The organism is Howardella ureilytica (genome assembly GCF_054657495.1).
In genome coordinates, this window is record NZ_BAAHYP010000005.1 from 64,669 (window position 1) to 87,001 (window position 22,333).

At 41.5% G+C, this 22,333-nt stretch carries 17 protein-coding genes and 1 riboswitch; of the genes, 7 read left to right on the forward strand and 10 right to left on the reverse strand.

The window, feature by feature from the left end; translation table 11 throughout:
- Nucleotides 1-6: 6 nt before the first annotated feature.
- From ACYQ1N_RS03685 to trxA, 3 genes are all read right to left on the reverse strand, one after another.
- Nucleotides 7-876, reverse strand: coding sequence for a DUF4422 domain-containing protein (locus ACYQ1N_RS03685; RefSeq protein ID WP_459832871.1), 870 nt, complete (start codon nt 874-876; stop codon nt 7-9).
- A complete protein-coding gene (locus tag ACYQ1N_RS03690) occupies nt 866-1,888 on the reverse strand; it encodes a branched-chain amino acid aminotransferase (protein WP_459832873.1) in 1,023 nt (340 codons plus the stop codon). Before ACYQ1N_RS03690 ends, ACYQ1N_RS03685 begins: the two co-directional genes overlap by 11 nt.
- Before the next feature lie 384 nt (nt 1,889-2,272).
- Nucleotides 2,273-2,584 carry a thioredoxin gene (gene trxA, locus ACYQ1N_RS03695; RefSeq protein ID WP_459832876.1) on the reverse strand — a complete coding sequence of 104 codons (312 nt, stop codon included), beginning with the start codon at nt 2,582-2,584 and terminating at the stop codon, nt 2,273-2,275.
- A 198-nt stretch (nt 2,585-2,782) separates the two neighbouring features.
- Nucleotides 2,783-2,890, forward strand: a riboswitch (TPP riboswitch).
- A gap of 88 nt (nt 2,891-2,978) precedes the next feature.
- Here trxA and thiC point away from each other — a divergent pair.
- The 7 genes from thiC to thiE all read left to right on the forward strand — a co-directional run bounded on the left by thiC (nt 2,979) and on the right by thiE (nt 8,778).
- The gene (gene thiC, locus ACYQ1N_RS03700) at nt 2,979-4,292 is read left to right on the forward strand and encodes a phosphomethylpyrimidine synthase ThiC (RefSeq protein ID WP_459832879.1); all 1,314 of its coding nucleotides are present in this window, start codon (nt 2,979-2,981) and stop codon (nt 4,290-4,292) included.
- A 7-nt stretch (nt 4,293-4,299) separates the two neighbouring features.
- A complete protein-coding gene (thiD, locus tag ACYQ1N_RS03705; RefSeq protein ID WP_459832881.1) occupies nt 4,300-5,139 on the forward strand; it encodes a bifunctional hydroxymethylpyrimidine kinase/phosphomethylpyrimidine kinase in 840 nt (279 codons plus the stop codon).
- Nucleotides 5,140-5,160: 21 nt separating this feature from the next.
- Complete coding sequence (thiS, locus tag ACYQ1N_RS03710) at nt 5,161-5,361, forward strand: sulfur carrier protein ThiS (RefSeq protein WP_459832883.1); 201 nt, start codon at nt 5,161-5,163, stop codon at nt 5,359-5,361.
- A gap of 46 nt (nt 5,362-5,407) precedes the next feature.
- The gene (locus ACYQ1N_RS03715) at nt 5,408-6,196 is read left to right on the forward strand and encodes a thiazole synthase (RefSeq protein WP_459832886.1); all 789 of its coding nucleotides are present in this window, start codon (nt 5,408-5,410) and stop codon (nt 6,194-6,196) included.
- A gap of 26 nt (nt 6,197-6,222) precedes the next feature.
- Nucleotides 6,223-7,341 (forward strand): 2-iminoacetate synthase ThiH, encoded by a 1,119-nt coding sequence (thiH, locus tag ACYQ1N_RS03720; protein ID WP_459832888.1) that lies wholly within the window; start codon nt 6,223-6,225, stop codon nt 7,339-7,341.
- 17 nt (nt 7,342-7,358) lie between these two features.
- The gene (thiF, locus tag ACYQ1N_RS03725; protein WP_459832891.1) at nt 7,359-8,039 is read left to right on the forward strand and encodes a sulfur carrier protein ThiS adenylyltransferase ThiF; all 681 of its coding nucleotides are present in this window, start codon (nt 7,359-7,361) and stop codon (nt 8,037-8,039) included.
- Nucleotides 8,040-8,124: 85 nt separating this feature from the next.
- A complete protein-coding gene (gene thiE, locus ACYQ1N_RS03730; protein ID WP_459832894.1) occupies nt 8,125-8,778 on the forward strand; it encodes a thiamine phosphate synthase in 654 nt (217 codons plus the stop codon).
- A gap of 182 nt (nt 8,779-8,960) precedes the next feature.
- Here thiE and tuf read toward each other — a convergent pair whose 3' ends face one another.
- From tuf to rplL, 7 genes are all read right to left on the reverse strand, one after another.
- A complete protein-coding gene (gene tuf, locus ACYQ1N_RS03735; RefSeq protein WP_459832896.1) occupies nt 8,961-10,154 on the reverse strand; it encodes an elongation factor Tu in 1,194 nt (397 codons plus the stop codon).
- A gap of 96 nt (nt 10,155-10,250) precedes the next feature.
- Complete coding sequence (gene fusA / locus ACYQ1N_RS03740) at nt 10,251-12,365, reverse strand: elongation factor G (protein WP_459832899.1); 2,115 nt, start codon at nt 12,363-12,365, stop codon at nt 10,251-10,253.
- Nucleotides 12,366-12,398: 33 nt separating this feature from the next.
- Nucleotides 12,399-12,869, reverse strand: coding sequence for a 30S ribosomal protein S7 (gene rpsG, locus ACYQ1N_RS03745; protein ID WP_459832901.1), 471 nt, complete (start codon nt 12,867-12,869; stop codon nt 12,399-12,401).
- Nucleotides 12,870-13,040: 171 nt separating this feature from the next.
- Nucleotides 13,041-13,460, reverse strand: a complete 420-nt coding sequence (gene rpsL / locus ACYQ1N_RS03750; protein ID WP_459832904.1) for a 30S ribosomal protein S12 — start codon at nt 13,458-13,460, stop codon at nt 13,041-13,043.
- Between the two features lie 302 nt (nt 13,461-13,762).
- A complete protein-coding gene (rpoC, locus tag ACYQ1N_RS03755) occupies nt 13,763-17,389 on the reverse strand; it encodes a DNA-directed RNA polymerase subunit beta' (RefSeq protein ID WP_459832907.1) in 3,627 nt (1,208 codons plus the stop codon).
- A gap of 20 nt (nt 17,390-17,409) precedes the next feature.
- Nucleotides 17,410-21,441 (reverse strand): DNA-directed RNA polymerase subunit beta, encoded by a 4,032-nt coding sequence (gene rpoB / locus ACYQ1N_RS03760; RefSeq protein WP_459832909.1) that lies wholly within the window; start codon nt 21,439-21,441, stop codon nt 17,410-17,412.
- 526 nt (nt 21,442-21,967) lie between these two features.
- Nucleotides 21,968-22,333: a 50S ribosomal protein L7/L12 gene (gene rplL, locus ACYQ1N_RS03765; protein ID WP_459832912.1), complete on the reverse strand. Its 366-nt coding sequence runs from the start codon at nt 22,331-22,333 to the stop codon at nt 21,968-21,970.

Here is a 22,333-nt window from a genome sequence, read left to right on the forward strand (position 1 = left end):
GTGAAGTTAAAAACTCTTGCTGTATTTTTTACCAAAAAGCTTAGCACTGGCGAACGATATTGCCTTTTTGGCAATATCAACCTTTTCCATATACACAAACGGGAGCTCTGCAATCTCGTCTTCGCCGATTTCGCCTGTCACAATCATTCTGTCCAGCCATACGTTAAACAGCCTTTCACTCACTCTTCCGTAAAGTCTGGCGTCAAATTCACTTAAATTTTCCGTCATTCCGCTTTCCGTAAGCGTCTTTTCCAATTCAAATAAAATAGGAAAAAGCCAGTCACAGTACGACTCCGTCAACTCTTTTCTCATAATCATCATGTTGAACATATACGCCGAATGAGATTTCATGACTCTGTCGAAACTTCTTAAATATTCTCTGCACAGTCTGCTTATTACCTCTCTTGCAACAAGCAAATGTCCCTCTCCGTGAGTATGCGCATAATGCGAAAAGATTGTTTCAACCCTGTAATTGCGTTTTTTGGGTAAAATAATTCTGTTATGAGGTATTAGTGTTTCTAATTCTTTATATGTAAGTACATTTGCAAAACGGGAATCCTCTTTGTTCATAAATATATTGTCGAACGTAGAGAATTTTTCCCCGGCAAAATGCCTTCTGTAGTGTGCAAGGCCGATGTATTCGGCATCCAAAACCCTTACCGCTTCGTATAAAACGGTCAGTTCCGAGAAGTTAGGGTTCTTGTCTGAAATATTATCCTCAATACAGTCATCTCTCATATACCCGAAGTCTTCATCTCTTATTGCCGCACCCGCAAGAAACGGAACATACATTTCATCATCAGGCATTCTGTATTGTTTATGGGTTGCTACCGCAATTTTTACACTTATATTATTGTCCATATGATTAAATTTCATATATCCAGCCTTCGGGAGCTTCTGTCTTGCCAAGCTGAATATCAAGTAAAGTCTCTCTGAGTTTCATACATACAGGTCCCGGTTTTTCCGTACCGGATCCGAATACAATTTCCTTTCCGTGGTCTACTACCTTTCCCACCGGAGAAATAACCGCTGCTGTACCGCACAATCCGCATTCCGCAAAATCCTGTATTTCATCCAATCTGATCTGTCTCTCTTCAACTTTAAGTCCGAGATACTTTTCCGCAACCGTTAAGAGAGATCTTCTCGTGATGGAAGGTAATATACTGTCTGACTTAGGTGTTACTACGGTTCCGTCCTTTGTTACAAAGATAAAGTTGGCTCCGCCCGTCTCTTCAACAAAAGTTCTTGTCTGAGGATCAAGATACATATTTTCGTCAAAGCCTTCATTATGTGCGGTTACAATGGCATGAAGGCTCATGGCATAGTTAAGTCCCGCCTTTACGTTACCCGTTCCGCGAGGAGCGGCCCTGTCGAAATCTGAAACCTTAAGTGTTAAAGGCTTTATACCTCCCGCAAAATATGGTCCTACCGGAGTCGTGAATACTCTGAACTGATATTCATCCGAAGGTTTTACACCTATAACCGGGGATGAAGCAAATATAAACGGACGAATGTACAATGTAGCCTCCGTTCCGAAAGGAGGAACATAGTCAATATTGGCCTTAACGGTCTCTTTTACGGCCTCAAGGAATCTGTCTTCCGGAAATACAGGTATTTCCAGTCTTCTTGCCGAGTTCGCAAGTCTTTCGGCATTTAAGTCAGGTCTGAATATTACGACTCTGCCGTCCACCGTTTCATATGCTTTCAATCCTTCAAAACATGTCTGAGCATATTGGAATACTCCCGCACACTCATTTAAAGCAATTACCGCGTCGTCCGTTAAAGTTCCTTCGTCCCATGCTCCGTTCTTGTAATTAGAAACATATCGCTTGTCTGTTTCTATATAATTAAATCCAATATGTTCCCAATCGATATCTTTCTTTCCCATAATGTATCTCTCCTCTGTGTTTTTTAATATGGCGTAATCCATATCAATCTTATATGCAATTCCACTTATACCGTGAGAATACTGCAAATGTTTTAATGAAAATAATACCCCTATTATTAACCGCCGTCAACTTGTGTACAATGTAAATAAAACAAAACAGAAGACTCCGGCATACGGAGTCTTCTGTTTAAAAGTATGAGTGTTAGGAAAATTTATGTTTTGTTTGTTATTAATCACTGCATTATTACCCAGATCACAGTGATTGCTGTTTAGTTCTTTAATGAGTTGTTTTGTTGTTTGCTTGTGTGTTTCTATTATTTAGAAGAGGAAATACCTCAGTGTTGTGTACGGTCTTTTTATTATTCTATGTTAGAAAAATCGAAATTATAAGAATGCCTTAGCTAAACCGGCCTTATCATTAAATCCTACGACTCTTGAAGCCTCAGCTCCGCCTTCGAATTTAACGAGTGTAGGGATTGATGCTACTCCGAACTTAGATGCAAGTTCAGGCTGCTCGTCTACATTAATCTTAGCCACCTTTACCTTGTCGCCGTATTCAGCTTCAAACTTTTCGAGTTCAGGTCCCTGAAGCTGGCATGGTCCGCACCATGTTGCCCAGAAATCCACAACTACAGGTACTGCTGAATTAATGATTTCTGCTTCAAAATTATCTTTTGTAATTGTTACTACTGCCATTATCATATCCTCCCTGTTTTTAATATCCTTTAATAGTCAGATGTTATTGTTTAGATTGACTATAATATATATTGTTTCAAATATAATTGCAATCTACACATTTAAGTTTTTGTAACCATTTTGTGATTTTTGCAGAATTCTTTCCCATAATATTTTATTGACTTCAATGTTCCGTAGTGATATTGTACAGAAAAAGATACATGTAAACAGGGGAGCCGGTGTGCCGGCTGAGAGTAAGTAATCAACTTTGACCCTTCATAACCTGATTTGGATAATGCCAGCGTAGGGAGTTTTATATTCTTATATAGTGCTTTATGCCTGTGAGTAATAATTCTTCCTATTATTATTCACGGGTTTTGTTATTTTGTTTTGTTATTTTACGGGAGATTCTGATATGGATAGAAATTATACCACTCAAATGGATGCCGCAAGAAAAGGTATTTTAACGCCTGAAATGATTGCAGTTGCAAAAAAAGAATACATGGATACCGATAAGTTAATGGATCTTATCGCTCAGGGTAAAGTAATTATTCCCGCAAATAAGGTTCATACATGTCTGGACCCTAACGGAATAGGAAACGCACTTACCACAAAAATAAATGTTAACCTCGGAACTTCCAGAGATTCCGAAAATTGGGAAACAGAATATAAAAAGGTAGAAATGGCCGTTGAATACGGCGCCGAAGCAATAATGGATTTAAGTTCATGCGGAGACACAAGATCTTTCAGAAGATATATAACTTCAAAATGTCCCGCAATGCTCGGAACCGTTCCGATTTACGATGCGGTTGTATATTACAACAAGGAGCTTGAAAAAATAACCTCAGATGAATGGATTGATATTGTAAGAATGCATGCGGAAGACGGCGTTGATTTCCTCACCATACATTGCGGAATCAACAGAGAAACCGCCGCTAAATTCAAAAGAAACAAAAGAACCATGAATATAGTTTCAAGAGGCGGCTCAATAATATATGCATGGATGGAAATGACAGGCAACGAAAATCCGTTTTTTGAACATTTTGATAGAGTTCTTGATATTTGCGAAGAATATGATGTAACTCTTTCATTGGGTGACGCATGTCGTCCCGGCTGTCTCGAAGACGGAACGGACCCTGCCCAGATTGAAGAACTTATTACGCTGGGAGAACTTACAAAGCGTGCATGGGAAAGAAATGTTCAGGTTATGATTGAAGGTCCGGGACATATGCCTATGAATCAGATACCCGCAAATATGGAGATTCAGAAAACTCTGTGCCACGGCGCTCCGTTCTACGTGCTCGGACCTATCGTTACGGATATATTCCCGGGATATGACCACATCACATCCTCCATCGGAGGTGCCATTGCAGCTCAGAACGGAGCCGCATTCCTTTGCTATGTAACTCCGGCGGAACATTTGAGATTGCCTGATACCGACGATGTAAAGGAAGGAATTATCGCAACTAAAATTGCAGCTCATGCAGCTGACATTGCCAAAGGTCTTCCTAACATAACCGAAAAAGATCACGCAATGGCCGTTGCAAGACAAAAGCTTGACTGGGAAGCCATGTTTGATGTTGCGGTCGATCCCGGCAAGGCAAGATCCTACAGAGCGTCTGCTCCACCCGCAAAAGAGGATACCTGCAGCATGTGCGGCAATTTCTGTTCAATCAGAAATATGAACCATATTTTAGAAGGTGAAAATGTAAAGATATTCGGAGAATAATAAATTTATGTTTACTGCACTTACAATCGCCGGATCTGATTCTTCGGGAGGCGCCGGAATACAGGCGGATATCAAAACCATGTCCGCTCTGGGCGTATATGCCATGAGCGTAATAACGGCCGTAACGGCTCAAAACACAACGGGAGTGTACGGCATTCAGTACACGGATGATTCCATGATTGAGAATCAGCTTCAATGTGTACTTTCCGACATTCCGCCCGATGCGGTAAAAATCGGTATGCTCTCATCTCCCGCATCCGTTGAAATAATTGCCGGGTATCTGTCCGATTATAATATACGCAACATTGTTATAGACCCGGTTATGGTATCGACAAGCGGAGATTCTCTTACGAAAAGCGATACCGTCCGTGCTTTGGAAAAATATCTGTTACCCGCGGCAGCGGTAATAACTCCGAATATTCCGGAGGCTGAAATCCTGTCCGGGCATAAAATATTAACACAGGATTCATTTATTGACGCTGCACGTGAATTATCAGAAAAATATAATACTGCCGTGCTGATAAAAGGAGGTCACGCCGTATTTAACGATACGCTTACCACCCTGCTTAATGAAGGAAAAGATAACAAATTAATCGAATACAGTACCGATATACTTGTATGCCCTGATTCGCACCCGCTGTATTTGGAAGCAAAAAGAACTGATAATCCAAACACCCACGGAACCGGCTGTACGCTTTCAAGCGCCATAGCCTCATATCTTGCAAGAGGATTAAGTCTTGAAGATTCGGTAAGGCTTGCTAAGAATTATGTAACCGGGGCCATAAATGCCAAACTGAATCTGGGCAAAGGGAGAGGCCCCTTAAACCATTTATATAACTTAAAATAATAACAATAAAAGAGGTTTTACATGAATATAGTTTTGAACGGAAAAAATACCGATGTAAATAATTCTTCCACCTTAATGTCCCTTATAGAAGAAAAGGGAATTAACCCTGCCTCCGTAGTTGCGGAAGTAGACGGAATAATTTACAAAACCGAAGAATTTAAAAATGTCACTCTTTCAGAGAGCAGTAAAGTGGAATTGCTGCATTTTGTAGGCGGCGGCTGATATTTCATAATAACCGTTTAATTATGAATATGGAAAGGAATTTAAAATGAATAATTCTTTGAATAATGACGATCCGCTTATTATCGGCGGCGTAACATTAAGAAGCAGGCTGCTGCTCGGAACAGGTAAATTCGGTGACGATTCTCTTATCCCACAATGTATAAATGAATCCGGGGCTCACATCGTAACCGTTGCCATGAGAAGGGTTGAATTCGGATCTAACGAAGGAAATATGGTGGATCTCATACCTAAAGACTGTATTCTCATGCCTAATACACACGGAGCGCGAAATGCCGAGGAAGCCGTAAGAATAGCCAGACTCGGCCGTGCCGCCGGCTGCGGTAACTGGATAAAAATAGAGGTTGTATCCGATAATAAATATCTGCTCCCGGACAATGAAGAAACATTAAAAGCCGTGGATATTCTTGCAAAAGAGGGATTTATTGTAATGCCTTACATGACTCCGGATCTTTATGCCGCAAGAAGAATGAGAGACGCAGGCGCCGCTTCCGTAATGCCGTTCGGTGCTCCGATAGGTACCAACAAAGGCTTTATGACTAAGGAAGTCGTTTCAATTATGGTTCAGGAAATGGATATTCCCGTAATTGTTGACGCCGGTATCGGACGTCCCAGCGAAGCTGCTGAATGCATGGAATGCGGCGTAAGTGCCGTGCTTGTTAACACAGCCGTTGCAACTGCGGGTAATCCTGTACTTATGGCAAAAGCTTTCGGTAAAGCGGTAGCCGCAGGTCGGGAAGCATATCTGTCCGGTCCGGGAGCTGTATCGTCGCTTGCAAGCGCTTCCACTCCGCTCACCGGATTTTTGAGAGATTAAATATTTTATTGATACAGGTTGAAATTATGGAATTCTATGATTTATTACAAAAATATAAAAATTTCGACTTTGAGTCTCTTTGGGAAAATACAACTGAGGATTACATTTTAAATATTTTGCAAAAACCCAAAAAAGAGCCCGAAGACTTCGCAGCATTATTATCTCCTTCCGCACAGGCTCCGAATGTATTGGAAGCCATGGCTGCCGAATCAAAACAGCTTACGGAGAGGTTTTTCGGTAAAACAATATCACTTTTTACTCCGTTATATCTTGCAAATGTCTGTAATAACGGATGCGTTTACTGCGGTTTTAACCGAAACAATCCGATTAAGCGAAGTATACTCAATGAGTCGGAAGTAGAAATTGAGGGTGCGGCAATTCGAAATATGGGAATAAGGCATATTATTATTCTTACCGGTGAAAACAGAAATGCAACGCCTCCGGAATATATTGCCAAATGCGCAAAAATTTTAAAAAAATATGTGGATTCCATAACCATAGAGGTATATTCTCTTACTGAAGAAGAATATAAGATGCTCTACGAATCAGGAGTCGACGGATTCACAATGTTCCAGGAAACTTATAACGAAGAATTATACCCTTCTCTTCACCCTATCGGAGAAAAGGGGAACTTCAGAAAAAGGTTAAATAGTCCCGAATTTGCATGTATGGCGAATTACCACTCCGTTAACATCGGAGCGCTTCTCGGACTTGATGATTGGAAAAAGGACACATTCTTCACGGGACTTCACGCATGGTATTTGCAAAACAAATACCCGGGAACGGATATAGCCGTATCTCTCCCGAGATTATGCGAACATGAAGGCGTAAGTCCCGCCTTTGCAAAATGTACCGTTGACGACATCTCATTGGTTCAGGCTCTCACCGCATACAGAATATTTATGCCTAGACTGGGCATTACAATATCAACAAGAGAGAGGGCTGATTTCAGAGATAATCTGATCGGACTCGGAGTAACAAAGATGAGTGCCGGCTCCGTAACGGAGGTCGGAGGACACGGAGAAGAAAAAAAGAGCGAAGGTCAGTTTGAAATAACCGATGAGAGAAGCGTCGAAGAAATGGCGGCTGCAATACAGGCTCACGGATATCAGCCTGTATATAAAGATTGGGAAATGATAATTTAATTCCGAAAGGAGTAAATATGGAAAAACAGGAAACTGCATTTGGTTATAATTACAAAACAAACGAAAAAGATACGTCTCTAATTACCGGACTCCGAAAATATTTTACCGATAAACAGCTTAAAAAAATAGGCAAAGTAAATATTTTCATCGCAGGCTGCGGAGGCTTAGGGTCCAATATTGCAGAAACTCTTGTCAGGAGCGGTTTTTCCCATCTCACTCTGTTAGACTGTGACCAAGTGGATGCTTCCAATCTTAACAGACAGTTTTATTATCCTGATCAGGTCGGAATGTTGAAAACGGAAGCTCTTGCTCAAAATCTCCTAAGACTTGCTCCCGAGTTGGATCTTACTCTGCTGAACGGCCGCCTCGAGGACCCTGATGATGTATTTAAGCTTTCCGGAGATTGTGATATTCTTGTGGAAGCATTTGACAGTCCGGAAAGCAAGGCAATATTTGTTTCGGGAGCATTAATGACCGGTAAGCCGGTTGTAAGCGCCTCCGGAATATGCGGTATAGGTAATACGAATGATGTGGTTACCTTACAAATGAGAAACAATCTGTATGTAGTGGGCGACGGAAAATCGGATTACTCAATATGTTCTCCGTATGCGCCCCGCGTAAGGATTGCCGCCAATAAACAGGCGGATCTTGTTCTCGAACTTGTATTAAATGACGGAGATGTTTCAGAATATAATTGATTCGACAGCAATTGTCCGATTCATGAATTGACAAACGACTCATTAATTCAATTTAAATAACAATTATATCCACGGAAGGAAAGATATGAACCAAAAGCAAAAAGAACTATTTTATGAGTTTCCCATATACGGAATGACCGCCGAAGACCTTTCATACAGTCATGACAATATTAAAGACGTTAAAGATATGCTTGAAGCCGGAATAAAGGTCATACAGTACAGAGAAAAGAAAAAAACATTTAAATACATGTATAATCAGCTTGTTATCATTCGACAAATGACAAAAGAAGCCGGTGCCATGCTTATCGTTGATGATTTTGTCGGTCTTGCACTTGCCGTGGGCGCCGACGGGGTACATGTAGGTCAGGAAGATATTCCGGTTCATGCAATCAGGGCAATCGCTCCAAAGGATTTTATCATCGGAGTATCCACTCATATGCCGGAACATGCCGGAAAAGCAGTCGAAGACGGTGCAGATTATATAGGAGTAGGTCCCATATATGCAACTCAAACAAAAGAAGACGTTGTGGATCCGGTAGGTCTTGATTATCTTGATTATGTATCCGCAAATATACATATTCCTTTTGTTGCCATCGGAGGCATTAAAGATAATAATGTTGACGATGTATTTGAGTCGGGATGTGATCTTGCATGCCTTGTAACCGGTATTGTCGGTAAACCGGATATTAAAAAGACCGTCAGAGAACTAAAGAGAATATATGACGAATCAAAAAAATAATTGATGTATGGTCACTTTAGATAAAATGAACGAGCGCCTGTTTCTGAAGATATGACTAATGATGCAAATCCGAAAACGATTTGTATTTCGAATAACAGTAAAAAGGCACCGCCCCTGTATTTCTACGGGACGGTGCCTTTTTTATATATGTAATTAAATATAATTCAAAAGAATATTATAAATTACTCGATGATTGTAGCAACAGCACCTGAACCAACTGTATGACCACCCTCACGGATAGCGAAACGAAGACCTGGCTCCATAGCTACCTTGTGGATAAGCTCAACTGTCATTTCTACGTTATCACCAGGCATGCACATTTCTGTACCTGCAGGAAGCTCACAAACACCTGTAACGTCTGTTGTTCTGAAGTAGAACTGTGGACGATAGTTGTTGAAGAATGGTGTATGACGACCACCTTCTTCTTTTGTAAGAACGTAAACCTGAGCTGTAAACTTGTCATGAGGTGTTACGCTGCCAGGCTTACAAAGTACCTGACCTCTTTCGATATCATCTCTCTGAACACCACGAAGAAGTGCACCGATGTTATCGCCAGGAAGAGCCTCATCAAGAAGCTTTCTGAACATTTCGATACCTGTTACAACTACCTTACGAACTTCGTCTGTAATACCAACGATTTCAACTTCGTCGTTAACATGAAGAGTACCACGCTCTACTCTACCTGTAGCAACAGTACCACGACCTGTAATTGTAAATACGTCCTCTACAGGCATAAGGAATGGCTTATCTGTCTCACGCTCAGGGTCTGGAACATACTCATCGATTGTATGCATAAGTTCCATGATCTTGTCGCCCCATTCGCCGTTTGGATCTTCAAGAGCCTTAAGTGATGAACCACGGATAACAGGAGTGTCATCGCCTGGGAAATCATACTCGTTAAGAAGCTCTCTAACTTCCATTTCAACAAGGTCAAGAAGTTCTTCGTCATCAACCATGTCACACTTGTTCATGTATACAACAACGTATGGAACACCAACCTGACGTGCAAGAAGGATATGTTCTCTTGTCTGAGCCATAACACCGTCTGTAGCAGCAACAACGAGGATAGCAGCATCCATCTGTGCAGCACCTGTGATCATGTTCTTAACGTAGTCAGCATGTCCAGGACAGTCAACGTGTGCGTAATGTCTCTTCTCTGTTTCATATTCGATATGTGATGAAGAAATTGTGATTCCTCTTTCTCTTTCTTCAGGAGCCTTATCGATGTTATCGAAATCAACAGTCTCACCTGTTCCGAGTCTTGTGTTAAGAACCTTAGAAATAGCAGCTGTTGTTGTTGTCTTACCGTGGTCTACGTGACCGATTGTACCAATATTAACATGTGGTTTACTACGCTCGAATTTAGCCTTAGCCATGTTTAAAATCCTCCTTAAAAATAACTATATATAGTTATAATACAACTTTATGTATTATATTTTATTTTAGTAAATAATTCAACCTTTATATACAGATTACTCAGCCTTGCTGCTTATAATCTTCTCCTGTACATTCTTAGGTGCTTTCTCATAGCTGTCGAAGAACATTGAGTAGTTTCCTCTTCCCTGTGTTCTTGAACGAAGGTCTGTAGCATATCCGAACATCTCTGAAAGAGGAACGAAAGCCTTAACAAGCTTACCGCCGCCGATATCTTCCATACCTTCGATACGGCCTCTACGACCGTTAATGTCACCGATTACATCACCCATGTATTCCTCAGGCATTGTAACTTCAACCTTCATAATAGGCTCTAAGATAGCAGGCTCAGCCTTTTCCATGGCGCTCTTAAATGCCATTGAACCGGCAATGTGGAATGCCATTTCAGATGAGTCGACATCATGATATGAACCGTCGAATACAGTAGCCTTAATACCGAGAACAGGATAACCTGCAAGAATACCGCTGTGTGAAGCTTCTTCGATACCCTCGCCTACGGCAGGAATATATTCCTTAGGAATGGCACCGCCGACAATCTCAGACTCGAATACAAATGTTTCTTCAGCGTTAGGATCCGTAGGCTCAAATCTAACCTTACAGTGACCGTACTGACCACGACCGCCGGACTGCTTAACATACTTGCTGTCCTGTTCAACGGTCTTTGTAAAGCACTCTTTGTATGAAACCTGTGGAGCACCTACGTTAGCTTCTACTTTGAATTCTCTGAGAAGTCTGTCAACAATAACCTGAAGGTGAAGCTCACCCATACCTGCGATAATTGTCTGACCTGTTTCAGTATTTGTTCTTGCCTTGAATGTAGGATCTTCTTCGGAAAGCTTTGCAAGAGCCTCGCCCATCTTACCCTGGTCGTTCTTTGTCTTAGGCTCGATTGCAAGCTCAATAACAGGATCAGGGAATTCCATTGATTCAAGAATAACAGGTGCATTTTCATCACAAAGTGTATCACCCGTGATTGTATTCTTAAGACCTACCGCAGCTGCGATATCACCTGAATAAACCGTTTCAATTTCTTTTCTCTGGTTGGCATGCATCTGTAAGATACGTCCGACTCTTTCCTTCTTACCGTTTGTGGCATTAAGAACATAAGAACCTGTATTGAGAATACCTGAGTATACTCTGAAGAAAGCAAGCTTTCCTACGAAAGGATCTGTCATAATCTTGAACGCAAGAGCTGAGAAAGGCTCGTCATCGGATGACTTTCTTGTGATTTCGTTGCCGTCTAAGTCAACACCGCCGATATCAGGGATATCTACAGGTGCAGGCATGTATTCAACAACGGCGTCAAGAAGCTTCTGGATACCCTTGTTCTTATATGCACTACCGCAGCATACAGGGATTGCGGTACCTGCAATTGTTGCAGCTCTGAGGGCCTTCTTCATGTCCTCAACCGCAGGCTCTTCACCTTCAAGATACTGCATCATAAGATCATCATCAAGTTCACAAACCTTCTCAACGAGTTCCGTATGATATGTTTCCGCATCATCCTTCATGAAATCAGGAATTTCACATACTGTAATGTCATCACCCTGATCGTCGTTGTAGATATATGCCTTCATTTCGAAAAGATCGATAATTCCCTTGAATTCGTCTTCCTTTCCGATTGGAATCTGTAAGCAGATAGGATTTTTACCTAACTTATCAATAATCTGCTGTACACAGCCGAAGAAGTCTGCTCCGACAACGTCCATCTTATTGATGAAAGCCATACGCGGAACATTATATTTATCAGCCTGTCTCCAAACATTTTCGGACTGTGGCTGAACACCGCCTGATGATGAGAAAACACCTACAGCTCCGTCAAGAACTCTAAGTGAACGCTCAACCTCAACGGTGAAATCTACGTGTCCCGGTGTATCAATAATGTTGATACGGCAGTCAGGACCCTGAGGTAATGGCTTTGTTTCTTTCTGCAATGTCCAGTGGCAAGTTGTAGCCGCAGAAGTAATTGTAATACCTCTTTCCTGCTCCTGTACCATCCAGTCCATGGTTGCAGTACCGTCATGTGTATCACCTACTTTGTGGTTAACACCTGTGTAGTAAAGAATACGCTCTGTAAGAGTTGTCTTACCGGCGTCGATATGCGCCATAATACCGATATTTCTAGTGCGCTCCAATGGATATTCTCTTCCCATCGGTTTCTCCTCCCTTTTATAAATGCGAATAAATTAGAATCTGTAGTGAGCAAATGCTTTGTTGGCTTCTGCCATGTTGTGCATCTCTTCTTTTCTCTTTACAGCCGCACCTGAGTTATTCGCAGCGTCAAGGATTTCTCCTGCAAGACGATCTTCCATAGTCTTCTCGCCTCTTTTACGAGAGAACTTTGTAAGCCATCTTAAAGCAAGTGCCTGGCGTCTGTCAGGTCTTACCTCAATAGGAACCTGATATGTGGCACCACCTACTCTTCTTGCTTTTACTTCGAGAACAGGCATAAGATTATTCATAGCCTCTTCAAATACATCGATTGCAGGTCTTTCAGACTTAGCTGCAATCTTGTCAAATGCTCTGTATACGATTTTCTGAGCTGTACCCTTCTTACCATCGAGCATGATGTTGTTTATAAGCTTTGTTACGATCTTATTATTGTATACTGGATCAGCTAATACATCTCTTTTAGATGAATGTCCTTTACGTGGCACGTAACTTCCCTCCTTAATAATAATTAATTCATAGGTACTCACAAATATTACTATGTGTTGTGCTCAGTATATAGATTTGCAACCATAAATCTCTATCCGGCACTCAATATTAAATATTCTGAAATACTACATTGTATATGAGTAAATATCACTCACAAAACTGCAATTAAATTACTTTGCAGCCTTAGGTCTCTTAGCACCGTACTTTGAACGTGCCTGCTTTCTGTCGGCAACACCGGCCGTATCAAGCGTACCTCTGATGATATGGTAACGTGTACCTGGAAGGTCCTTTACTCTTCCTCCTCTAATAAGAACAACTGAGTGTTCCTGAAGATTGTGGCCTTCACCTGGAATATATGATGTTACTTCAACACCGTTTGAAAGACGAACTCTGGCAATCTTTCTTAAAGCTGAGTTAGGCTTCTTAGGTGTTGCTGTCTTAACTGCTGTACAAACTCCTCTTTTCTGTGGAGAAGGTACATTTGTTACTTGCTTGTGAAGAGAGTTAAAGCCTCTCTGAAGTGCTGGTGAGTTAGACTTCTTAGCTTGTGACTTTCTTCCCTGCTTAACTAATTGGTTAAACGTTGGCATTACTTCACCTCCCGGATTATTTTGATTATCGGTTGCTCAATTACATAAAAAGAACGCCTAATGTAAGGCGTACTTTCAAAGTATAGTTATAAATAATTTACGTGTCAAGTGCATATTCGCATCTTCATAAGATTTTTATTTACTGAGTTATAAACACCCGAATTCTTTATTTTAAAAATTATTCACATTTATAATATGTTTATCACCATCATATAAGGCTGTAAAGATTATGCGGAGCAGAAGTCCGGTAATCCCTACAGCCTTTAAAATATGTTTATTTAAATATATTTATCCGAATACTGTTATTCCGCTGCAGTCGTTTCATCGGCTGCATCCGGATTGTATCCCGTATCGATTTTAATATCCTGATATCTCTTTAAGCCCGTACCCGCAGGTATGAGTTTACCGATAATAACATTTTCCTTAAGACCGATAAGGTGGTCGATCTTGCCGTGAATTGCGGCATCCGTAAGAACCTTAGTCGTCTCCTGGAAGGATGCGGCGGATAAGAACGAATTAGTCGCAAGAGATGCCTTTGTGATACCGAGTATTATCGGCTGTCCCTTGGCTTCCTGCTTTCCTTCTTCCCTGAGCCTTTCATTTGTTTCTTCATATTCTATCGTATCGACCTGAATACCCTTTAAGAAACCTGAATCGCCCGGATCGGCAATTTCCGTTTTTCTAAGCATCTGTCTTACGATAAGTTCAATGTGCTTGTCATTAATCTCAACGTCCTGACTTCTGTACACTTTCTGAACTTCACGAAGCATATAGTCCTGAACGGCTTCCTTACCCAGTACTCGAACAATGTCATGCGGATCTTTGGAGCCGATGGTAAGTTCATCACCCTTTGTAACAATCTTACCTTCGCTTACCTTTAATTCACTGTCTCTTGAAAGTGCATGGCGCTCCAATTCATTGCCGGCACCGTCAACAACCACGATTTCCTTTTTCTTTTCGCTTTCCTTGATTTCGATTGTACCTGAGTTCTCCGCAATCATTGCGAGTTTCTTAGGCTTTCTTGATTCGAAAAGCTCCTCTACTCTAGGAAGACCCTGTGTAATACTGTCTCCGGCAACACCACCCGTATGGAACGTTCTCATGGTAAGCTGTGTTCCCGGCTCACCGATTGACTGAGCGGCTATAATACCTACCGCTTCACCAACCTGAACTCCCTTACCCGTGGCAAGGTTGGCACCGTAACACTTTGCGCATACTCCCGTATGGGATCTGCATGTGAGTATTGTTCTGATTTTAATCTGTTCAAATCCTTTGTCACAGATCTTTTTGGCCATGTCAGGCGTAACAAGCTTGTTGGATTCAAGTATAACTTCGCCTGTCTCAGGGTCAACAACGTCTTCGGCAAGAAATCTTCCGGTAATTCTCTCTTCAAGAGGCTCAAGAACAACTTCTCTCTGGGAGTCTTCCGTTGCCTTGTCATTATTAAACTTGGAAACGTACATACCCTTGATTTCTGAACTGTTGGCGCAGCAGTCATCTTCTCTTATTATAAGTTCCTGGGCAACGTCAACAAGTCTTCTTGTAAGGTATCCCGAGTCTGCCGTTCTCAGAGCGGTATCGGAAAGACCCTTTCTTGCTCCGTGAGCTGAAATAAAGTATTCAAGAACGTCAAGACCCTCACGGAAGTTGGATTTAATAGGGAGCTCGATTGTATTTCCCGATGTATCGGCCATAAGTCCACGCATACCCGCAAGCTGTTTAATCTGCTTATCGGAACCTCTGGCACCTGAGTCCGCCATCATGAAAATATTGTTATATTTGCCGAGTCCCGTAAGAAGAGCCTTTGTTAACTCCTCATCCGTCTGTTCCCAGATTCTTACCACGTCTCTGTGTCTTTCTTCATCTGTTGTAAGAAGTCTCTGATAGTTTCTTGTAACCTGCTCAACTCTCTTTTCTGCGTTTGCAATAAGTTCTCCCTTAATAGGAGGCACCGTCATCTCGGAAACCGAAACCGTCATTGCAGCCTTTGTTGAATACTTGTAACCGATGGCTTTAATATCATCCAGAACTTCGGCAGTCATAACGGTTCCGTGAACATTTATGACTCTTTGAAGTATTCCCTTAAGCTGCTTCTTACCTACATGAAAATCTATTTCCAGACCGAATTTATCAACATCTCTGTTAACATATCCCAGGTCCTGAGGAATAATCTCATTGAACAGACATCTTCCGAGGGTCGAATCTATATTTCCGTATTCCTTTTCGCCGTTTTCGTTTGTAATACATGTACGTACTCTTATTTTTGAGTGAAGGGTTACGGCACCGTTTTCATATGCAAGAATTGCTTCATTGATGTTTTTAAATATCTTGCCCTCGCCCTTAGCACCCGGTCTTTCCTGTGTAAGATAATAAATTCCGAGAACCATATCCTGTGAAGGAACGGCAACCGGTCCGCCGTCTGAAGGCTTAAGAAGGTTGTTTGGAGAAAGAAGCATAAATCTGCACTCAGCCTGAGCCTCAACCGAAAGAGGAAGATGAACAGCCATCTGGTCACCGTCAAAGTCCGCGTTGAAAGCCGTACAAACAAGAGGATGAAGCTTAATCGCCTTACCTTCCACAAGAATAGGCTCAAAGGCCTGAATACCGAGTCTGTGAAGTGTAGGGGCACGGTTAAGCATTACAGGATGTTCTTTAATTACATCGTCAAGTACATCCCAGATTTCGTTTTCAAGTCTTTCAACACTCTTCTTTGCCTGCTTTACGTTGTCCGATATTCCTCTTCTTACCAATTCGCGCATAACAAACGGCTTGAATAATTCAACCGCCATTTCCTTGGGAAGACCGCACTGATATATCTTAAGCTCCGGTCCTACCACGATAACAGAACGTCCCGAATAGTCAACTCGCTTACCGAGAAGGTTCTGTCTGAATCGTCCCTGCTTACCCTTAAGTAAATCGGAAAGTGATTTTAATGCTCTGTTTCCTGGACCCGTTACAGGCTTTCCGTTTCTTCTGCCGTTATCGATTAATGCGTCGACAGCCTCCTGAAGCATTCTCTTTTCGTTTCGAACGATGATTTCAGGTGCATGAAGCTCCATAAGGCGCTTAAGTCTGTTATTTCTGTTTATGATTCTTCTGTATAAATCATTCAGATCGGATGTGGCAAATCTTCCGCCGTCAAGCTGAACCATAGGTCTGAGATCCGGCGGAATAACCGGAATCTCGGTGAGAATCATCCATTCAGGCTTTGTTTCGGAGCTTATGAAAGCTTCCATGGCCTCAATTCTCTTAATGAGTTTAGGAGTATCCTGTGATTTCTCTGATTTCTGTTCTTCAAGCTTCTGCTTTGCCGCTTTGACTTCTTCTTCAAGATCCACATTTCGTAAAAGTTCAAGAATGGCTTCGGCGCCCATTCCCACTCTGAATGTATTGCCGTATTCTTCATAAAGTTTGCTGTATTCAGCTTCTTTTAATACGGTCTTAACCTTAATATCTTCGTTGCCGCCGTTATCAAGTACTATATATGCCGCAAAATATAATACCCTCTCCAATTCCTTAGGCGTTATGTCAAGTATAAGACCGATTCTGCTTGGAATACCCTTAAAGTACCAAATGTGGGATACCGGCGCCGCCAAATGTATATGTCCCATTCTGTCACGACGAACGCTTGCTTTTGTTACCTCAACGCCGCATTTATCACATATGATGCCTCTGTCTTTGATTTTCTTGTACTTACCGCAATGACATTCCCAGTCCTTGATAGGTCCGAATATCTTTTCACAGAATAAGCCGTCTTTTTCCGGCTTTAATGTACGGTAATTGATTGTTTCGGGCTTGGTTACTTCCCCATGGGACCAGTTGCGAATGTCTTCAGGAGAAGCAATCTTTATCTGAATTTTGTCAAACTTGATGCCTTTATTCATCTTGACATCGTTATTAGTATTATTTGCCTTAATACTTTCTTCCATTAATGCGCTTCCTCCTTAAATTACATATCATCAGAGTTGTCGTCAAATCCATAATCATCTTCTTCACTTACGGAATCATCCACAATATCGCCTGACTCTTCGTCAATTTCACCTACGGTCATTGTCTGCTTGTATTCGCTTTCAATGTCATTGTCCGATCTGCTGTATTCAGGTGTTTCTTCAAGCAATTCCTTTATTTCATCCGTATTTTCGGAATTATCGGACATTTCTCTCTTGTGTCCTCTGTTACCGTCATCGAGAACCTTGTTAAAGCTGATATCTTCATATTCCGCATTATCAAGAAGTCGTACCGGATTATATTCCTTGTCAAGAACCTGCACGTTAAGAGCAAGAGACTGAAGCTCCTTAAGAAGCACCTTAAACGATTCCGGAATTCCGGATTCCGGAATATTTCCTCCCTTTATGATTGCTTCATATGTCTTAATACGACCTACGACATCATCGGACTTAACGGTCATAATTTCCTGAAGTGTATAAGCCGCACCGTAAGCCTCAAGCGCCCAAACCTCCATTTCTCCGAATCTCTGTCCGCCGAACTGAGCCTTACCGCCGAGAGGCTGCTGAGTAACAAGTGAATAAGGGCCTGTGGATCTTGCGTGAATCTTATCGTCAACAAGGTGGTGGAGCTTAAGATAGTGCATGAAACCTATGGTTACGGGGTTATCAAAATATTCTCCCGTTCTTCCGTCACGAAGGCGTACTCTTCCGTCTCTTGCGATAGGAACTCCCTTCCACTCTTCTCTGTGGGCTCTGTTTTCGGATAGGTAATCAAATAATCCTTCATTGAGCTGTTCTTTGTACTTAGCCTCAAAATCTTCCCACTCCATATTTGCATAATCGTTGGCAAGCTCAAGAGTATCCATAATGTCATGCTCGTTGGCGCCGTCAAATACAGGTGTTGATATATTGATTCCGAGAACCTTTGCCGCAAGTGATAAATGAATTTCAAGTACCTGTCCGATGTTCATTCGGGAAGGAACGCCGAGAGGGTTAAGAACGATATCAAGAGGTCTTCCGTTAGGTAAAAACGGCATGTCTTCAACCGGAAGTATTCTGGAAACGACACCCTTGTTACCGTGACGTCCGGCCATCTTATCACCTACCGATATCTTTCGTTTCTGAGCGATATATATTCTGACCACCTTATTAACACCAGGTGAAAGTTCGTCTCCGTTTTCTCTTGTAAATTCCTTAACGCCTACAACAATACCGTATGCGCCGTGAGGAACCTTAAGCGAAGTGTCTCTTACTTCTCTTGCTTTCTGGCCGAATATCGCACGAAGAAGTCTCTCTTCTGCTGTAAGTTCAGTTTCTCCCTTAGGAGTAACCTTTCCGACAAGGACGTCTCCCGCTCTTACTTCGGCTCCTACTCTGATAATTCCGTCGCTGTCCAGATTCTTTAACGCTTCTTTTGCGGCTGTAGGAATATCTCTTGTAATTTCTTCCGGTCCGAGCTTTGTATCTCTTGCTTCCGTCTCATATTCTTCGATATGAACAGATGTATATACATCGTCTTTAACAAGTCTCTCACTTAAAAGAACGGCATCTTCATAGTTATAGCCTTCCCATGTCATGAAACCTATGAGAGGATTCTTTCCGAGAGCGATTTCTCCGTTATCCGTTGAAGCTCCGTCTGCAATAACATCTCCCTTTTTAACCAAATCGCCCTTAAATACAATAGGTCTCTGATTATAGCAGTTACTCTGGTTACTTCTCACAAACTTGGATAACTTGTATTCTCTTTCGTTTCCGTCTTCCTCTTTTACGATAATTCTGTTTGACTCCGCAACGGATACTATTCCGTCCTTCTCGGCAATAACGCACACGCCTGAATCGATGGCTGCCTTATGCTCCATACCGGTACTGATAACCGGAGCTTCCGTTGTAAGGAGAGGAACCGCCTGACGCTGCATGTTAGATCCCATGAGGGCACGGTTGGCATCATCGTTTTCAAGGAAAGGAATCATGGATGTTGCAACCGAGAATACCATTTTAGGAGAAACGTCCATAAGGTCTATTTCTCTCTTGTCAAATGTAGCGTTATCTTCCCTGTATCTTCCGGCAATACTTCTCTTTACAAAGTATCCGTTTTCGTCAATTTCCGTATTGGCCTGAGCAACATGATAATCATCTTCTTCATCTGCGGTGAAATATCTTACTTCGTCCGTAACTCTCGGATTCTCAGGATCGGACTTATCCACCACTCGATAAGGCGACTCGATAAAGCCGTATTTATTAATTCTTGCATATGATGCCAAAGAGTTAATAAGACCGATGTTTGGTCCTTCAGGCGTTTCAATAGGGCACATTCTTCCGTAATGTGTATAGTGAACGTCTCGTACTTCGAATCCTGCTCTGTCTCTTGAAAGACCGCCCGGTCCGAGTGCAGACAGTCTTCTCTTGTGAGTAAGCTCTCCGAGAGGATTGTTCTGATCCATAAACTGTGAAAGCTGTGAGCTTCCGAAGAACTCCTTAACTGCGGCGGTTACCGGCTTAATGTTTATGAGAGCCTGAGGATCAACGGCCGTAAGATCCTGAGTGTTCATTCTCTCTCTTACAACTCTCTCCATTCTTGTTATACCGACTCTGAACTGATTCTGAAGAAGTTCTCCCACGGCTCTGATTCTACGGTTGCCGAGGTGATCTATATCATCCTTTGCTCCGATTCCGTATTCGATGTGCATGTTATAGTTGATTGAAGCTTTTACGTCATCAACCGTAATACACTTAGGTACGAGGTCCTTAATATTTTCCGCAAGAAGAGCAATAACGGCTTCTCTGTTATCTCCGCACTCTTCTAAAATGTCCTTAAGAACAGGGTAGTATACGGGTTCCGTAATACCTATTTCTTCCTTTTCTTCATCCGAAAGAGTTACAAAGCCGTCAATGTCAACCATCATGTTGGAAAGAACTTTAACTGTCTTTTTAACTTTAACGAGCTTGTCAAATGTCGCTGCATCCGCATCTTCTCCGGCTTCCAAGTCCGCAACTCTTTCTTCGACTTCAACCTCCAACAATACATAAGGAACGGCTGCATTCTGTATTCTGTCCGCAACTTCCGCCGTAGCGATTTCTCCGGCTTCAGCCAGAACTTCTCCGTTTTCCGTAATAACGTCTTCCGCAAATGTGAAACCTGTTATTCTGTTTCTTAAAGATAATTTCTTATTGAACTTAAATCTGCCCACATGTGCCAAATCATATCTTCGAGGATCAAAGAACATGCTGTTAATAAGCGATTCGGCATTTTCCCTCTGATAAGGCTCACCCGGACGAAGTTTTTCATAAAGCTTTCTGGTACCATCCTCATAATCCTGCTCTCTCTGAGGATCGGAAGAATTATCCTTTTCAATTGTAGCTCTGAGCTTTTTGTTATCATGTCCGAATACTTCTTCTATTTCGGCGTCTGTTCCGGCAATTCCGAATGCTCTTATGAGAACAGTTACCGGAACTTTTTTATTACGATCGACCTTTACATAGAAAATATCATTAGCATCTGTTTCATACTCAAGCCAGGCTCCTCTGTTTGGAATTACCTGAGAACTGTAAAGAAATTTCTTACCGTATTTATCTTTTTCGATGTCATAATAGATACCCGGAGATCTTACAAGCTGGCTGACAATTACTCTTTCCGAACCGTTTATTACAAATGTTCCGGTATCCGTCATAAGAGGAAGATCGCCCATAAATATTTCCTTTTCGGTTATACTGTCATCTTCCTTATTATACAGTCTGACAACGACTTTAAGAGGTGCAGCATATGTTGCATCTCTTTCCTTACATTCTTCAACTGTATATTTAGCTTCATCTTCATATAATTTATAACCAACGAATTCGAGGCTAAGCTTTCCGTTTAACGGATTAATAGGTGAAACGTCAGCAAATACTTCCTTAAGACCTTCTTTTAAAAACCACTGATATGAATCCTTCTGGACTTCGATAAGGTTTGGCATTTCCAAAACTTCTTTCTGTCTTGAAAAGCTCATTCTTGTGGCTTTTCCGAATTTCTTTGGAATAATTCTGTTCTTTTCCATAAACGACATCACTCCTTGTAATTTATCTGATATACATTTATACAATGAGGTTAGAGATTTCTTTAGTATCTAACCATATACAGCTCCAACAAATGCTAATACATCCATAATAGCGTAATTTCTATCATATTATAATAAAATAATTTTGTCAAATTCTTCTTGACAAATATAAAATGCGTGTTCTTTTTTTACATATATTCATATAAAAGTATAAAATATTCCCTGATTATTTATCCGAATATAAATATCGCGCATAACTTATACCGGACGAAATAACAAATTCCACACTTACACATGAATATATGTGTAAAGGCCTGATCTGTTTATTTATAAATTACACGCTTAAAAAGGGCTCATATATGAATGCAATTAATTATATGTAAAATATGCTTTCATACTATGAACCCTTTTAAAAACTACATTAAATTTGATAAATATATCCGACCGGGTCCAATTCCCCGTATCAGACAATTAAATCTCACCGATTAATTATATTAATCGGTGAGATTTATTATATTCGGTTTAATTACTTAAGTGTAACTTCTCCGCCTTCAGCTTCGATCTTAGCCTTGATTTCTTCAGCCTCAGCCTTCTCTACGCCTTCCTTGATAACCTTAGGAGCGCCGTCAACTAATTCCTTAGCTTCCTTAAGTCCGAGACCTGTGATCTCACGAACAGCCTTGATAACCTTAACCTTAGAAGCGCCTGCGCTTGTAAGCTCAACATCGAACTCTGTCTGCTCTGCTGCTGCATCTGCGCCTGCACCTGCTGCTGCAACTACAACACCTGCTGCTGCTGAAACGCCGAATTCTTCTTCACAAGCCTTAACAAGTTCGTTAAGCTCTAATACTGATAATCCCTTAATTACCTCAATGATTTCCTCTTTAGTCAT

Excerpts from the sequence above, each read along its gene's own strand:
- ACYQ1N_RS03685 (WP_459832871.1), bottom strand. The coding sequence starts at position 876 with ATGAAATTTAATCATATGGACAATAATATAAGTGTAAAAATTGCGGTA.
- ACYQ1N_RS03690 (WP_459832873.1), bottom strand. The coding sequence starts at position 1,888 with ATGGGAAAGAAAGATATCGATTGGGAACATATTGGATTTAATTATATA.
- trxA (WP_459832876.1), bottom strand. The coding sequence starts at position 2,584 with ATGGCAGTAGTAACAATTACAAAAGATAATTTTGAAGCAGAAATCATT.
- thiC (WP_459832879.1), top strand. The coding sequence starts at position 2,979 with ATGGATAGAAATTATACCACTCAAATGGATGCCGCAAGAAAAGGTATT.
- thiD (WP_459832881.1), top strand. The coding sequence starts at position 4,300 with ATGTTTACTGCACTTACAATCGCCGGATCTGATTCTTCGGGAGGCGCC.
- thiS (WP_459832883.1), top strand. The coding sequence starts at position 5,161 with ATGAATATAGTTTTGAACGGAAAAAATACCGATGTAAATAATTCTTCC.
- ACYQ1N_RS03715 (WP_459832886.1), top strand. The coding sequence starts at position 5,408 with ATGAATAATTCTTTGAATAATGACGATCCGCTTATTATCGGCGGCGTA.
- thiH (WP_459832888.1), top strand. The coding sequence starts at position 6,223 with ATGGAATTCTATGATTTATTACAAAAATATAAAAATTTCGACTTTGAG.
- thiF (WP_459832891.1), top strand. The coding sequence starts at position 7,359 with ATGGAAAAACAGGAAACTGCATTTGGTTATAATTACAAAACAAACGAA.
- thiE (WP_459832894.1), top strand. The coding sequence starts at position 8,125 with ATGAACCAAAAGCAAAAAGAACTATTTTATGAGTTTCCCATATACGGA.
- tuf (WP_459832896.1), bottom strand. The coding sequence starts at position 10,154 with ATGGCTAAGGCTAAATTCGAGCGTAGTAAACCACATGTTAATATTGGT.
- fusA (WP_459832899.1), bottom strand. The coding sequence starts at position 12,365 with ATGGGAAGAGAATATCCATTGGAGCGCACTAGAAATATCGGTATTATG.
- rpsL (WP_459832904.1), bottom strand. The coding sequence starts at position 13,460 with ATGCCAACGTTTAACCAATTAGTTAAGCAGGGAAGAAAGTCACAAGCT.
- rpoC (WP_459832907.1), bottom strand. The coding sequence starts at position 17,389 with ATGGAAGAAAGTATTAAGGCAAATAATACTAATAACGATGTCAAGATG.
- rpoB (WP_459832909.1), bottom strand. The coding sequence starts at position 21,441 with ATGGAAAAGAACAGAATTATTCCAAAGAAATTCGGAAAAGCCACAAGA.
- rplL (WP_459832912.1), bottom strand. The coding sequence starts at position 22,333 with ATGACTAAAGAGGAAATCATTGAGGTAATTAAGGGATTATCAGTATTA.